Source organism: Bradyrhizobium sp. WSM1253, assembly GCF_000244935.1.
GTDB lineage: Bacteria > Pseudomonadota > Alphaproteobacteria > Rhizobiales > Xanthobacteraceae > Bradyrhizobium > Bradyrhizobium canariense.
Window position 1 is genome coordinate 4,008,265 of the sequence record NZ_JH600073.1, and the last position, 12,945, is coordinate 4,021,209.

Annotated in this window: 12 protein-coding genes; 7 read left to right on the forward strand and 5 right to left on the reverse strand. The window is 64.1% G+C overall.

Going from position 1 to position 12,945, the window contains the following annotated elements; translation table 11 throughout:
- Nucleotides 1-223: 223 nt before the first annotated feature.
- The 6 genes from BRA1253DRAFT_RS20470 to BRA1253DRAFT_RS20495 all read left to right on the forward strand — a co-directional run bounded on the left by BRA1253DRAFT_RS20470 (nt 224) and on the right by BRA1253DRAFT_RS20495 (nt 7,855).
- Nucleotides 224-1,270, forward strand: coding sequence for an ABC transporter substrate-binding protein (locus BRA1253DRAFT_RS20470; RefSeq protein WP_035993711.1), 1,047 nt, complete (start codon nt 224-226; stop codon nt 1,268-1,270).
- Between the two features lie 89 nt (nt 1,271-1,359).
- A complete protein-coding gene (locus BRA1253DRAFT_RS20475) occupies nt 1,360-3,156 on the forward strand; it encodes a glucan ABC transporter ATP-binding protein/ permease (protein ID WP_007597492.1) in 1,797 nt (598 codons plus the stop codon).
- Nucleotides 3,157-3,358: 202 nt separating this feature from the next.
- The gene (locus BRA1253DRAFT_RS20480) at nt 3,359-4,816 is read left to right on the forward strand and encodes a D-alanyl-D-alanine carboxypeptidase family protein (RefSeq protein WP_007597494.1); all 1,458 of its coding nucleotides are present in this window, start codon (nt 3,359-3,361) and stop codon (nt 4,814-4,816) included.
- Between the two features lie 190 nt (nt 4,817-5,006).
- The gene (locus BRA1253DRAFT_RS20485; RefSeq protein ID WP_007597496.1) at nt 5,007-6,692 is read left to right on the forward strand and encodes a long-chain fatty acid--CoA ligase; all 1,686 of its coding nucleotides are present in this window, start codon (nt 5,007-5,009) and stop codon (nt 6,690-6,692) included.
- A 15-nt stretch (nt 6,693-6,707) separates the two neighbouring features.
- A complete protein-coding gene (locus BRA1253DRAFT_RS20490) occupies nt 6,708-7,262 on the forward strand; it encodes a DUF924 family protein (RefSeq protein ID WP_007597498.1) in 555 nt (184 codons plus the stop codon).
- A gap of 107 nt (nt 7,263-7,369) precedes the next feature.
- Entirely contained in the window at nt 7,370-7,855 is a 486-nt protein-coding gene (locus tag BRA1253DRAFT_RS20495; protein ID WP_007597501.1) for a peroxiredoxin, read from the forward strand.
- A gap of 165 nt (nt 7,856-8,020) precedes the next feature.
- Here the strand turns inward: BRA1253DRAFT_RS20495 and rnhA are convergent, their stop codons facing one another.
- Genes rnhA through ispH form a run of 3 tightly spaced genes read right to left on the reverse strand, consistent with a single transcriptional unit; the run spans nt 8,021 to nt 10,440 of the window.
- Nucleotides 8,021-8,485 (reverse strand): ribonuclease HI, encoded by a 465-nt coding sequence (gene rnhA / locus BRA1253DRAFT_RS20500; RefSeq protein WP_007597503.1) that lies wholly within the window; start codon nt 8,483-8,485, stop codon nt 8,021-8,023.
- Nucleotides 8,482-9,465: a homoserine kinase gene (locus BRA1253DRAFT_RS20505; protein WP_007597504.1), complete on the reverse strand. Its 984-nt coding sequence runs from the start codon at nt 9,463-9,465 to the stop codon at nt 8,482-8,484. The genes rnhA and BRA1253DRAFT_RS20505 overlap by 4 nt, the downstream gene beginning before the upstream one ends.
- Nucleotides 9,466-9,471: 6 nt before the next feature.
- Nucleotides 9,472-10,440 (reverse strand): 4-hydroxy-3-methylbut-2-enyl diphosphate reductase, encoded by a 969-nt coding sequence (gene ispH / locus BRA1253DRAFT_RS20510; protein ID WP_007597506.1) that lies wholly within the window; start codon nt 10,438-10,440, stop codon nt 9,472-9,474.
- Between the two features lie 253 nt (nt 10,441-10,693).
- On the opposite strand from ispH, the gene BRA1253DRAFT_RS20515 reads away from it, so the two are divergent.
- The gene (locus BRA1253DRAFT_RS20515) at nt 10,694-11,389 is read left to right on the forward strand and encodes a DUF1013 domain-containing protein (protein WP_007597507.1); all 696 of its coding nucleotides are present in this window, start codon (nt 10,694-10,696) and stop codon (nt 11,387-11,389) included.
- A 268-nt stretch (nt 11,390-11,657) separates the two neighbouring features.
- Here the strand turns inward: BRA1253DRAFT_RS20515 and BRA1253DRAFT_RS20520 are convergent, their stop codons facing one another.
- Nucleotides 11,658-12,404, reverse strand: coding sequence for an OmpW family protein (locus BRA1253DRAFT_RS20520; protein ID WP_007597508.1), 747 nt, complete (start codon nt 12,402-12,404; stop codon nt 11,658-11,660).
- Between the two features lie 163 nt (nt 12,405-12,567).
- Nucleotides 12,568-12,828 (reverse strand): hypothetical protein, encoded by a 261-nt coding sequence (locus BRA1253DRAFT_RS20525; RefSeq protein ID WP_007597509.1) that lies wholly within the window; start codon nt 12,826-12,828, stop codon nt 12,568-12,570.
- Nucleotides 12,829-12,945 lie beyond the last annotated feature (117 nt).

Consider the following 12,945-nt stretch of genomic DNA (forward strand, 5'->3'; position numbering starts at 1 on the left):
TCCTGGACCCTCCTTGGGACCTCGAATGGTGCCTGATGACAGGCTCGTGTCTCTCAAACACCTGCATCCCATGTTGGGTTCCCCAACCCCAACACAAGCTGAACGGGGTTGCGTGATCGTGACGCAACCGCCGCTCATCCGCCGTTCATACTGGCGCAAACAGACTGCTACGCCCGCCAGCGCTGCGAGCGTCACGAACCACAATGCGGGACCGGCGCCACTGATGTTCGGATTCAGGACCACTGCCCTTCGTTGCCTGCCGGCCCTTGCAATCTTGCTTGCGGCGCTAACTGCGCGCGATGCTACCGCGGCCGAGACCGTCGTGCCCTCCATTGCGATCCATTTCACCTTCGACCGCCCGATCGATGCGAGCATGGCGCCGTTTTTTCTTGCCGCAAAAGACGGCAGCTTTAGCGCCGAACGTCTCAACGTCTCCTTCAGCAGCGCGGCCGGATCGCCGGAGGCGCTTGCGCGCGTCGCCAAGGGCGATAGCGAACTCGCGCTCGTCGACATCAACGAGCTGATCCGCTTCCGCGACAAGGATCCGGCACCGGTCAAGTCGGTGTTCGTGCTGTTCAACCGCGCGCCCTACGCGATCGTCGCCCGCAGGAGCCGTGGCATCCACCTCATGCCCGACCTGGACGGCAAGACCGTCGGCGTCGCGGATAGCGATCTGTCGATGCGGCTGTGGCCGGCGCTGGCGCAGCAGAACGGCATCGACACGGCTCACGTGAAATTCCACAAGATCAGCGCCGCGGTGCGCGAGCCGATCCTCTCCGCGGGACAGGTCGATGCCGTCGCCGGCTTCAGCTATCTCTCGGCAGTGAACCTGCGCGACCGCGGCGTGCCGGGCGGCGATCTCGTCGCGCTTCGCTATGCCGATTATGGTTGCGAGGCCTACGGCTTTGCCGTCGTGGTCAACCCGGCTTTCGCCGCGGCCAGGCCGGACGCCGTGAAGGGATTCGTTCGCGCATTGATCGCCGGCATCAACGCGACCGTCAAGGAGCCGGCGCGCGCGGCGGACGAGGCCGCGAGCCGCATCGAGGACGGCGACCGCGAACTCGAGCTGGAGCGCCTGCGCACAGTCCTCGTCGACAACATCCTGACCGACGAGGTCCGTCGCAACGGCCTCGGCGACATCGACCCGGCGCGCATGGATCGCGCGATCGACCAGATCGGGCAGGATTTCAAATTCCGCAAACAGCCGGCGGCGGGCGACATCTTCGACGGCGGCTTCCTGCCGCCGCTCGCAGGGCGGTTGATCAACTGAGCAAAACCGACAGCTTCCGCTATATCTCGCAGCCGATCCCTGATTAGAGTATCGGCTCACTCCGTTCCAGCCGCCCGAGCTCCTCGCCCATGCCCATTCTCCGCCTCTACACCCGTGTTCTCGAGCTGCTCGGCAAGGAGGCACGGCTGGGCTGGCTGCTCGCGATCGTCAATCTCCTGCTTGCGGGCTCGCAATTCGCCGAGCCGGTGCTGTTCGGCCGGATCGTCGACGTGCTCTCCGGCAAGACGGTCGCAGGCTCCAACTCGGCCTGGCCGTTCCTGGTTGCATGGGTTGCGTTCGGACTGTTCACCATCGCCTGCAGCGCGCTCGTGGCGTTGCAGGCCGACCGGCTCTCCCACCGGCAGCGGCAAGCGGTCCTGACGGATTATTTCGAGCACATCCTGCAACTGCCGCTGACCTTCCACTCCGGCATCCATTCGGGCCGGCTGATGAAGGTCATGCTCAACGGCACCGATGCGCTGTGGCGGCTGTGGCTGGGCTTCTTCCGCGAGCATTTTGCTGCGATCCTCTCGGTCGTGGTGCTGCTGCCGCTGTCGCTCTACCTCAACTGGCGGCTTGCAATCCTGCTGTTCGTGCTCTGCATCGTCTTCACCGCGCTGACCACCTTCGTGGTGCGCAAGACATTCGGCATGCAGATGGACGTCGAAGAGCAATACAGCGAGCTCTCCGCACGCGCTTCGGATGCGCTCGGCAATGTCGCGCTGGTGCAGAGCTTCGTCCGCGTCGAATCCGAGGTACAGGGTTTGCGCTCCGTTGCCGACCAATTGCTTGCAGCCCAGATGCCGGTGCTGTCGTGGTGGGCGCTCGTCACCGTCATCACGCGCGCCTCCACCACGATCACGGTGCTCGCGATCTTCGCTTTCGGCATCGCGCTGCACGACCAGGGGCTGACCTCGGTCGGCGAGATCGTGATGTTCGTGAGCTTCGCGACGCTTCTGATCCAGAAGCTGGAGCAGGTCGTGAGCTTCATCAACAACGTGTTCATGGAAGCCCCGCGCCTGCGCGAGTTCTTCAACGTGCTCGATGCGGTGCCTGCGGTGCACGACCGGCACGACGCGATCGATGCGGGTCGGCTCTCCGGCCTCGTCGAATTCAACGACGTCACCTTCTCCTATGACGGCAAGCGGCCGGCGGTCGAGGATCTCTCCTTCACCGCGCTTCCCGGCCAGACCATCGCGCTGGTCGGCGCGACCGGCGCCGGAAAATCCACCGCGATTGCGCTGTTGCATCGCGCCTTCGATCCGCAGTCCGGCTTCATCAGGATCGACGGCATGGACGTGCGCGGGGTGACGCTGACATCGCTGCGGCGGAACATCGGCGTGGTCTTTCAGGAGGCGCTGCTGTTCAACCGCTCGATCGCGGAGAATTTGCGCGTCGGCAAGCCTGATGCCACCGAGGCCGAGATGCGCAAGGCGGCGGAGCGTGCGCAGGCGCTCGAATTCATCGAGCGCAGCGGCGGCTTCGAGACCAATGCCGGCGAGCGCGGCCGCATGCTGTCCGGCGGCGAGCGCCAGCGGCTGTCGATCGCCCGTGCACTGCTGAAGGATCCGCCGATCCTGATCCTGGACGAGGCGACCAGCGCACTCGACGCCGTCACCGAGGCGAAGGTAAATACCGCTCTCGACGAAGTGATGAAGGGCCGCACCACCTTCGTGATCGCCCACCGTCTCTCCACCATCCGCAATGCCACGCGCATCCTGGTATTCGAGAACGGGCGTGTGATCGAAAGCGGAACTTTTGATGAACTCGTGGCCAAAGGCGGCCATTTCGCCGACCTCGCCAGGGCCCAGTTCATGGTTCAGGAGAACGCACGGGCCAGCGTGACAGCGGCTGAGGCTGCTGCGACTGCCGCCAAATCGCCTTAGCAAGCCGCCTTGGCAAGTCCCCATCGTATCGTCGAAATTCGGCCCATTTCATTGCGGAATACCCCGCTGATGCCCCTATTCCCGACGCACCAGCCGGTATAGGTTTGCGGCGCCGCAAGCGGCGGCGCTGGATTTCAGAACCGAACATCAGATCACGAGAGCCGACCGGAACCGGCGGGTCTCCAAGGACCGGAATCGGATAGTGCACGCTCTTCGCCCGCTGCTTCGTCAATCCTTGTTCAACCTGCTCGCCGCGGCACTCGCATGCGGCGCATTGCTCGTGCCGCGCGCGGCGAGCGCCGAAGCCCTGCTCCTGATCGAGGCCGATAGCGGCAAGGTGCTGCAGGCGGAAAACGCGACCATTCCCTGGTATCCGGCTTCCGTCACCAAGATCATGACCGCCTATGTGACGCTGAAGGCGGTCAAGGACGGCAAGCTCACACTCGACACACTGCTCACTGTGTCGCCGACGGCAGCCTCGCAGTCGCCCTCGAAGATGGGGTTTCGACCGGGAACGCAGCTTACCGTCGACAACGCACTCAAGATGATGATGGTGAAATCGGCGAATGACATGGCCGTCGTGCTCGCCGAAGGCGTCGGCGGTTCGATCGACGGCTTCTCGGCGCTGATGAACGACACCGCGCAGAAGCTCGGCATGACGCAGACGAGCTACGTCAATCCGAACGGCCTGCCCGCCGACGGACAGATCACCTCCGCGCGGGATCTCGGCATTCTCGCGCGCTCGTTCCTGCGCGACCTGCCCGAGTACGAGTATTTCGTGCACATTCCGGCTATCCGCTTCGGCAAGCGTGTCACCGGCAATTTCAACAAGCTGATCGGCCGCTATCCCGGCGCCGACGGTTTCAAGACCGGCTTCATCTGCGCCTCCGGCTACAACCTCGTCGCATCGGCCACCCGCAACGGCCGCCGGCTGATCGCCGTCGTGCTGGGCGCCAACTCCGGGACCGCGCGCGCGGTGAAGGCAGCGCAGCTGCTGGAGCGCGGCTTCTCGCAAGATAATCTCACCTGGCTCCGCCCCTCGCTCGGCACGGTCGACAAGCTGGTGCCGGTCGACGCCTCGCCGCCGAACCTGCGTGACGACATGTGCGGCGGCCATCGCAAGCGGCCGGCCAGCGACGATGACGACGCGCTGATCGCGACCAATGGCGGCACGTCCGGGTCCGCCTCGGCCACGGGCGGCGAAGCCCAGGTCACCTTCTTCACGGCCGGACTTCAGCCGCCGCTGATGAAGGCCTCCGAGCTGATGGCCTCGGCCCCGGCGGCGGCCGAGCCCGTGCTGGTGTATACCGGTCCGACCCGCACCGGGACCGCCCTCATCGCGGCGGTCGCGGCCGATGCCGACCAGCAGGCCACGCCAAAGCCGCGTGGCAAGAAGTCGCGCGTCGCCAAAAAGCCCGACGCGGCAGACAAGCCAGCAGACAAGCCGAAGGATGCCAAGACGGCGGCGGCGAAGCCCAATGCCAAGCCGGTGGTGGCCGCCAAGTCGGCCGACGGCAAGTCCGCAGTCAAGCCGGCCGGCACCAAGCATGCCGCAGCCAAGCCCGATGCGGTGGCAAAGCCTGCGGTGAGCGGCGAGGCAGCCAAGCCCGCCAAGCCCAAGGCCGCGACCAAGCCCGCCAAGCCGGCCAACAACAGTTAACGGCCGACGCGAGACGAGACCGCGCCGCACTTCGCACTTGCGGCAGCGCCGTTTGCGAGGATTCCGGTAGCCACTCCCTGGCGTTTATCCTAAGCCTCGACCGCTTGCCACCCGTTCCGGCAGGCTCGATACTGACGGCAATGAGGCAAGCCCGAGACACAACGGGCTCTGGTCAATGAGGGGAGTTTCCATGGAGCGCATCTGGCTTAAGCAATATCCGCCGGGCGTCCCCGCCGATATCGAGCCGACGCAATATTCATCGCTGGTCGACCTCCTGGAGGAGAGCTTCGCCAAGTTCGCCGACCGCAAGGCGTTCATCTGCATGGACAAGTCGATCAGCTATCGCGACCTCGACCAGATGTCGCTGGCGATGGCGTCCTACCTGCAAGGGCGAGGCCTGCAACGCGGTGCCCGCGTCGCGATCATGATGCCGAATGTGCTGCAATATCCGGTCGCGACCGCAGCCGTACTGCGCGCCGGTTTCGCGGTGGTCAATGTCAATCCGCTCTACACGCCGCGCGAGCTCGAGCACCAGCTCAAGGATTCCGGCGCCGAAGCCATCATCGTGCTGGAGAATTTCGCCCACACCGTCGAGCAGGTGATCGCGAAGACGCAAGTCAAGCACGTCATCGTCGGCAGCATGGGCGACCTGCTCGGCTTCAAGGGCGTGATCGTCAATCTGGTCGTCCGCCGCGTCAAGAAGATGGTGCCGGCCTGGTCGCTGCCAGGCGCGGTGTCCTTCAACGACGCGATCTCCGCCGGCCGCTCTCTGGCATTCAACAAGCCGAAGCTGTCGCCCGGCGACGTCGCCTTCCTGCAATATACCGGCGGCACCACCGGCGTGTCCAAGGGTGCCACCTTGCTTCATCGTAACATCGTCGCCAACGTCCTGCAGAACGACGCCTGGCTGCAGCCGGCGATGGCCGCGCCGCCGCATGTCGATCAACTCATGGTCGTCTGCGCGCTGCCGCTCTACCACATCTTCGCGCTGACGGCCTGCTATCTGCTCGCGGTGCGCGCCGGCGGCTGCAATCTCCTGATCCCCAATCCGCGCGACATCCCGGGCTTCATCAAGGAATTGGCGAAGTACCAGGTCAACAACTTCCCGGCCGTGAACACGCTCTACAACGGCCTGATGCATCATCCCGACTTCAAGAAGCTCGACTTCTCCAAGCTGAAGATCTCAAACGGTGGCGGCATGGCGGTGCAGCGCCCCGTCGCCGAGCAGTGGAAGGCGATCACGGGCTGCTCGATCACCGAAGGCTACGGCCTGTCGGAGACGTCTCCGACGCTGACCTGCAACACCACGACCGATCCCGAGTTCAACGGCACCATCGGCATCCCCGTGCCCTCGACCTGGATCTCGATCCGCGACGACGACGGCAACGAGATGCCGCTCGGCCAGCCCGGCGAGATCTGCGCCAAGGGTCCGCAGGTGATGTCGGGCTATTGGAACAGGCCGGAGGAGACCGCCAAGGTGATGACCGCAGACGGCTATTTCCGCACCGGCGACATCGGCATCATGGACGAGAAAGGCTACACCAAGATCGTCGACCGCAAGAAGGACATGATCCTGGTCTCCGGCTTCAACGTCTATCCGAACGAGATCGAGGAAGTGATCGCGAGCAACCCCGGGGTGCTCGAATGCGCCGTCATAGGCATTCCCGATTCCAAGTCGGGGGAGGCGGTGAAGGCGTTCGTGGTCAAGAAGGACCCGGACCTCACGGCGGAGGCCCTGGTCAAGTTCTGCCAGGAGCAGCTGACGGGCTACAAGGTGCCCAAGCACATCGAATTCCGCACCGACCTGCCGAAGACCAATGTCGGCAAGATCCTGCGCCGGCAGCTCCGCGACGAGAAGAAGGCGGAGGCGGCGTAGGCGCCTCTTTCGTTCATGACTGATTTCGGCAATATCAGTCCGGCCGGCATCCTCGCCTTCTGGCGCGAGGCCGGCCGCGATGCCTGGTACGAGCGCGACGACGCATTCGACGCGGAGGTCAGGCGCCGCTTTCTCGCGCTGTGGCAGAAGGCGGTCGCCGGCGAGCTCTCGTCGTGGGAGGAGACCGACGAGGGCGCACTCGCGCTCGTCATCGTGCTCGACCAGTTTCCGCGCAACATGTTCCGGGGCACGGCGCAGGCCTTTGCCAGCGACGCGCTCGCGCGCGACGTCGCCCGCCGCGCCATTGCGCGGGGTGCAGATCAAAGGATCGAACCGGTCCTGCTCGAATTCCTCTATCTGCCCTTCATGCATTCCGAGCACCTGCCCGACCAATTGCACTGCGTCGCGCTGTTTCAAAACACGGAGAATGCCGAAAACCTGAAATACGCGCGGGAGCACGCCGATATCATCCGGCGGTTTGGCCGCTTCCCCCACCGCAACCGCCTGCTCGGCCGCGACACCACCCCGGACGAGCAGGCCTTCCTCGACGGCGGCGGGTTCGCCGGCTGATGACATAATGGTGAAGGGTCCCGCCCTCACCGCCTGCCCTACCGGCAACATTGTGCAGCGCCGCCGCACGGTCTAAAAAGCGGGACCGATTTTCAGGGAGACTGACGATGGCGATCCAGACTGGCGACAAGCTGCCCGAGGCGAAATTCCGCGTGATGACGGCCGAAGGCCCGCAGGTGAAGACCACCGACGACATCTTCAAGGGCAAGAAAGTGGCGCTGTTCGCGGTGCCCGGCGCCTATACCGGCACCTGCCACAAGATGCATCTGCCGAGCATCTTCCTCAACGCCTACGCCATGAAGGACAAGGGCGTCGACACCATCGCCATCGTCTCCGTCAACGACGCCTTCGTCATGAACGCGTGGAAGCGCGACACCGACCAGCGCGACGAGGCCATCTTCCTCGCCGACGGCAATGCCGACTTCGCCAAGGCGATCGGCATGGAGCTCGACGCCTCCGGCAACGGTCTCGGCATCCGCTCCAAGCGCTATTCGATGTTGGTCGAGGACGGCGTGGTCAAGAAGCTGAACCTCGAGGCGATGCCCGGCAAGGTCGAGGTGTCCGGCGGCGATACGCTGCTCGGGCAGCTGTAAGCGGCCACCGCTTTCAGCCACAAACGACACTGTCATGCCCCGCGAAAGCGGTGCATCCAGTATTCCAGAGACAGTTGTTGTTGAATCGAGAGGCCGCGGCGTACTGGATCGCCCGGTCAAGCCGGGCGATGACGGCGGAACATGAGGAAGGAGCGCGGATCCGCGCTACTCCGCCACCCGCGCCTGCAACCGCGCCTTCACGATGCCGTCCCGCGCGAGCTGATCGGCGCGTTCGTTCTCGGGATGCCCCGCGTGGCCTTTGACCCAGTGCCAGCGCACGTCATGAGCCTTCAGCGCAGCATCGAGGCGCTGCCATAGCTCGACATTCTTCACCGGCTTCTTGTCGGCGGTGCGCCAGCCGTTGCGCTTCCAGCCGTGAATCCAGCCGGTGATGCCCTGACGGACATATTGGCTGTCGGTATAGAGATCGACCGTGCACGGCTTCTTCAGCGCTTCCAACGCGGAGATCGCCGCCATCAATTCCATCTGGTTGTTGGTGGTGTGGCGCTCACCACCGTTCAGTTCTTTTTCCTTGTCGCCGAACTTCAGGATCGCGCCCCAGCCGCCGGGCCCCGGATTTCCCGAGCAGGCGCCGTCGGTGTAGATCGTGACAATCGGAAGCTCGCTCACGCCACCAGCCCCGACGGCATCAGCCCGTAGTCGCGCACGCTGGAAACGCTCTGGTGGAAGCGCAGCTTGCGGACATATTCCAGCGGATCCTTCGGCCGAACCAGCGCGCCGGGCGGAACGTTGAGCCAGTCGACCAGCCGCGTCAGCAGGAACCGCATCGCGGCGCCGCGCGCGAGCAGCGGCAGCGCTGCCTCTTCCGCCTCGGACAGCTTTCGCACACGGCCATAGGCGTTGAGGAAGGCCCGCGCCTTGGTGACGTTGAAGGAATGATCCGGCTCGAAGCACCAGGCGTTGAGACAGATCGCGACGTCATAAGCCAGCATATCATTGCAGGCGAAAGTGAAGTCGATGATTCCGGAGAGCTTGTCGCCGAGGAAGAAGACGTTGTCGTTGAAGAGGTCGGCGTGGATCACGCCTTCAGGCAGCTGCGTCGGCCAGATCCCGCTCTCGAGGTAGTCGAGTTCGTGGCTCAGGAACGCGCGCAGGCCGGGCTGCACCTCGTCGGCCCGCTGTGACGCGGCATCGAACAGCGGCCGCCAGCCCGGGACCGACAGCGCGTTCGCACGCCTGATCGCGAAATTCGCGCTCGCCAGATGCATCCTGGCGAGCCCCTCGCCGACGCCGGCGCAATGGGCCGCGTTCGGCTTGCGCGGCCAGACGCCCTCGAGAAAGGTGATGATCGCGGCCGGCCGGCCCGACAGCTCGCGCAACGCCTCGCCGTCCGTTCCCTTCACCGGCAGCGGGCAGTTGACGCCGTGCTCGGCCAGATGCGTCATCAGTGCGAGGAAGAACGGCAGATCGTTCTTCGCCACGCGCTTCTCATAGAGCGTGAGGATGAACGATCCCTTGGTCGTATGCAGCAGGAAGTTGGAATTTTCGACGCCCTCGGCGATGCCCTTGTACGAGAGCAACTCGCCGAGATCGTATTGGTTGAGGAAGTCCGCAAGCTCGTCGGCGGCAACGTCGGTGTAGACCGCCATGAAGATCTACTCGGCGGCGGCTTCGGGGCGCACCTGACGCGGCAGCGGGAAGAACTCGTTCTCTTCCGCGGCCGAGACCGTCTCCACATGCAGCGTGAAGCGCTCGGCGAACGCGTCCATGATCTCCTCGACGATCACTTCCGGTGCCGAGGCGCCAGCGGTGATGCCGAGGCTGGTGATGTTCTCGAACCGCTTCCAGTCGATTTCGGTGGCGCGCTGCGCCAGCACGGCGATCGGGCAACCCTCGCGTTCGGCGACCTCGCGCAGGCGCTGCGAGTTCGACGAGTTCGGCGCACCAACCACGATCAGGGCGTCGACCACCGGCGCCACCTTCTTCACCGCGAGCTGGCGGTTGGTGGTGGCGTAGCAGATGTCTTCCTTGTGCGGCCCGTTGATGTTCGGGAAGCGCTCCTTCAGAAGCGCCACGATCTCCGCGGTGTCGTCGATCGACAGCGTGGTCTGGGTCACGAAGGCGAGGTTGTTCGGGTCCTTCGGGGCGATGGTCTTCGCGTCCTCGGCGGTCTCGATCAGGGTCACGGCGCCGGTCGGGAGCTGGCCGAGCGTGCCCACCACCTCGGGATGATGGGAATGGCCGATCAGGAAGATCTCGCGGCCGCGCTTGAAATGGATCGCGGCCTCGCGGTGGACCTTGGTGACCAAGGGGCAGGTCGCATCCAGCGAGAACAAATTGCGGGATGTGGCGTCGGCCGGAACCGATTTCGGCACGCCATGGGCCGAGAACACCACCGGCGCGGTGGTGTTTTCCGGGATCTCGGCGAGTTCCTCGACGAAGATCGCGCCCTTCTTCTTCAACCCATCGACGACGTATTTGTTATGCACAATCTCATGGCGAACATAGACGGGGGCGCCGTATTTATCGAGCGCCCGTTCCACGGTGTCGATCGCCCGGACCACCCCGGCGCAGAAGCCACGGGGAGAACAAAGCACGATCTTGAGGTCTGGTTTGGCTGACATTGAGCGATCTCGGGACCGAATCACCTCGCCAAATGGGCGGGAAGCGGTCGATGAATGAATAGGGCTTGGGTACGGTCTTACAGGGACTTCAGAGGGAATTGGGCCCCCTTTCGGGCGCTGTCAAGGCACTATCTATAGCAGAACCATTGCGTGGCTACCCCCTCCGGGCTTATATAGCGCGAATTCCCAGTCATCGCTGATGACCACCGGTTTCGCCTCCAAAGGGGTGGGCGAAGCACAAAGGAGATTTGCCATGAGCAACGCACCTCTGATGCCCAAGGCGACCGCCGTCTGGCTGCTCGACAACACCGCGCTGACCTTCGATCAGGTCGCCGATTTCACCAAAATGCACCCCCTCGAGGTGCGCGCGATCGCCGATGGCGACGCCGCCCAAGGCATCAAGGGCATGGATCCCCTCTCCAACGGCCAGCTGACCCGCGAGGAGATCGAGAAGGGCGAGAACAACCCGGACTACCGGCTCCGACTCCAGGAGAGTAAGGTGGTGCTGCCGCCGCAACCCAAGCGCAAGGGCCCGCGCTACACCCCGGTCTCGCGCCGCCACGAACGCCCGAGCGCCATCCTCTGGCTGCTGCGCAACCATCCCGAGCTCAAGGACGCCCAGATCATGCGCCTGGTCGGCACGACCAAGAGCACGATCGCCAGTGTCCGCGATCGCACCCACTGGAACACGTCCCAGCTGACGCCGATTGATCCCGTCACCCTTGGCCTCTGCTCGCAGATCGAGCTCGATTTCGAGGTCGCGCGCGCGGCCAAGGAAAAGCCGATCGACGCGGCCTATGGCGGCGCCACCCTGCTGCCGGCTTCCGAAACCACCAAGAAGGACGAGTACGAACCCGCCGAGAGGTCCAGCGACGATCTCAACGTCGATGCCGTGTTCGCCAAGCTGAAGACACTCGGCGGCAAGAAGCAGGACCAGGAGGAGGAGTAATCCTTCGCTGTTCATTCGTGAACGCAACAAAAACGCGGCAGGGAAACCTGCCGCGTTTTTGTTTTGCACCTGCAAAACGACTGACAACGCATACCCTCCGGCGTCGTCCTGGCGAAAGCCAGGACCCATTACCCCAAGGAGGAATTTGGCGACTACTCGTCGCTCGGTTCTCCTACCGCGCTCAGTCGATAGATTCCGCGGTATGGGTCCTGGCATTCGCCAGGACGACGTTAGGGCGACAGTGTGCCTCCCTAAGGCAACAACAACTTCAGAACTTATACGTCACACCACCACCGACCAGCCACGGGTCGATATGCGCAGTGCCGGTAACCGGCAGACCACTGACCGTCGCAGAATAGTCCGGCCGCAACCAGAGCTTCTTGACGTCGACGTTGAGGCCCCAGTGCCGATCGAGCATGTAGTCGAAGCCGAACTGCACCGCGCCACCGAAGGCGTTGCTGACATGCAGGCCAGTGGTGGTGGCGACGATCGCGGGCGGACCTGCGATGGCGGCCGGCGTATTGGCGGCGGAGTTGCTGAAGAACATTGTGTAGTTCACGCCGGCACCGACATACGGCTTGAATGCGCCGAAATTGTCGAAGTGATATTGCAGGGTCAGCGTCGGCGGCAGCAGCGTAGTCTTGCCGATCGGCAGATTTGCGAGCGAGCCAGTGCCGCTGATCGAATGCCGGGTCACGCCGAGGATCAACTCGGCCGCGATGTTCCTGGTGAAGAAATAGCTGATGTCGAGCTCAGGCACGACCTGGTCGCTGATCGAGAGGCCCGAATTCGGCGAGGACAGCGACGGAACGCCGGCGACATTGACGGTTGAGCCGCCCGCATCCGGCAACACGCCGAGCACCCGCAAACGCACCATCCAGGGATTCAAGGCTTCTACCGGCGGCGGCGCCTTTTTGTAGATCGGCAAATCGGCGGCCTGTGCCGAGGCAAAAGCCCCCGCCAGCGCCGCACCTAGCGTCGCGAGCCGCGCCATGTTTCTTATTATTCCGTCCATTGCATTCCCCTTCAGCCATGTGCGCGCTTCGTTGCGCGACATCAGCGTCAGAGCAGAAAGGCAGTGGTGAAGGATTTGATGCCGATCAAATCAGGACAAGTGCGATTGCGATTTGACTGCGGCGTTGCAGATCTGTCGCGGCAGGATAATGCCACGGCTTACATCATGGCCGGTCCGGATGGTTCAGCATGTATTCGCCGAGGTCGCGCTGGCGGCGGTCGGCGCGGGTGGTCGCGGCGCTGCGCTGGACGTCGCGGTCCTTGCGGCAGGCCACGTATTCAGGCGAGCCGGCCGCATAGCCGCGGCTCTGGCAGACCGCGTCGTCATCATCGCCGCCCATCGCCACCGGCGTCTGGTAGCGCGCGGAGCAGGCGGAGAGAATGAGGCCCGCAAATGCAATCGCTAGAAACGGCTTCGAATTCATGGCAGGCCCTTCATCCTCATGGTGAGGAGCCCGCGCAGCGGGCGTCTCGAACCATGCAGGCCAAGCTGGAGCAGCGGGGCCTTTCATCCTTCGAGACGCGCGCCAGGCGCGCTCCTC

Bases quoted from the DNA above. Each gene is read 5' to 3' on its own strand.
- BRA1253DRAFT_RS20470 (WP_035993711.1), top strand. From the start codon at position 224: ATGTTCGGATTCAGGACCACTGCCCTTCGTTGCCTGCCGGCCCTTGCA.
- BRA1253DRAFT_RS20475 (WP_007597492.1), top strand. From the start codon at position 1,360: ATGCCCATTCTCCGCCTCTACACCCGTGTTCTCGAGCTGCTCGGCAAG.
- BRA1253DRAFT_RS20485 (WP_007597496.1), top strand. From the start codon at position 5,007: ATGGAGCGCATCTGGCTTAAGCAATATCCGCCGGGCGTCCCCGCCGAT.
- BRA1253DRAFT_RS20490 (WP_007597498.1), top strand. From the start codon at position 6,708: ATGACTGATTTCGGCAATATCAGTCCGGCCGGCATCCTCGCCTTCTGG.
- BRA1253DRAFT_RS20495 (WP_007597501.1), top strand. From the start codon at position 7,370: ATGGCGATCCAGACTGGCGACAAGCTGCCCGAGGCGAAATTCCGCGTG.
- BRA1253DRAFT_RS20505 (WP_007597504.1), bottom strand. From the start codon at position 9,465: ATGGCGGTCTACACCGACGTTGCCGCCGACGAGCTTGCGGACTTCCTC.
- ispH (WP_007597506.1), bottom strand. From the start codon at position 10,440: ATGTCAGCCAAACCAGACCTCAAGATCGTGCTTTGTTCTCCCCGTGGC.
- BRA1253DRAFT_RS20515 (WP_007597507.1), top strand. From the start codon at position 10,694: ATGAGCAACGCACCTCTGATGCCCAAGGCGACCGCCGTCTGGCTGCTC.
- BRA1253DRAFT_RS20520 (WP_007597508.1), bottom strand. From the start codon at position 12,404: ATGGACGGAATAATAAGAAACATGGCGCGGCTCGCGACGCTAGGTGCG.
- BRA1253DRAFT_RS20525 (WP_007597509.1), bottom strand. From the start codon at position 12,828: ATGAATTCGAAGCCGTTTCTAGCGATTGCATTTGCGGGCCTCATTCTC.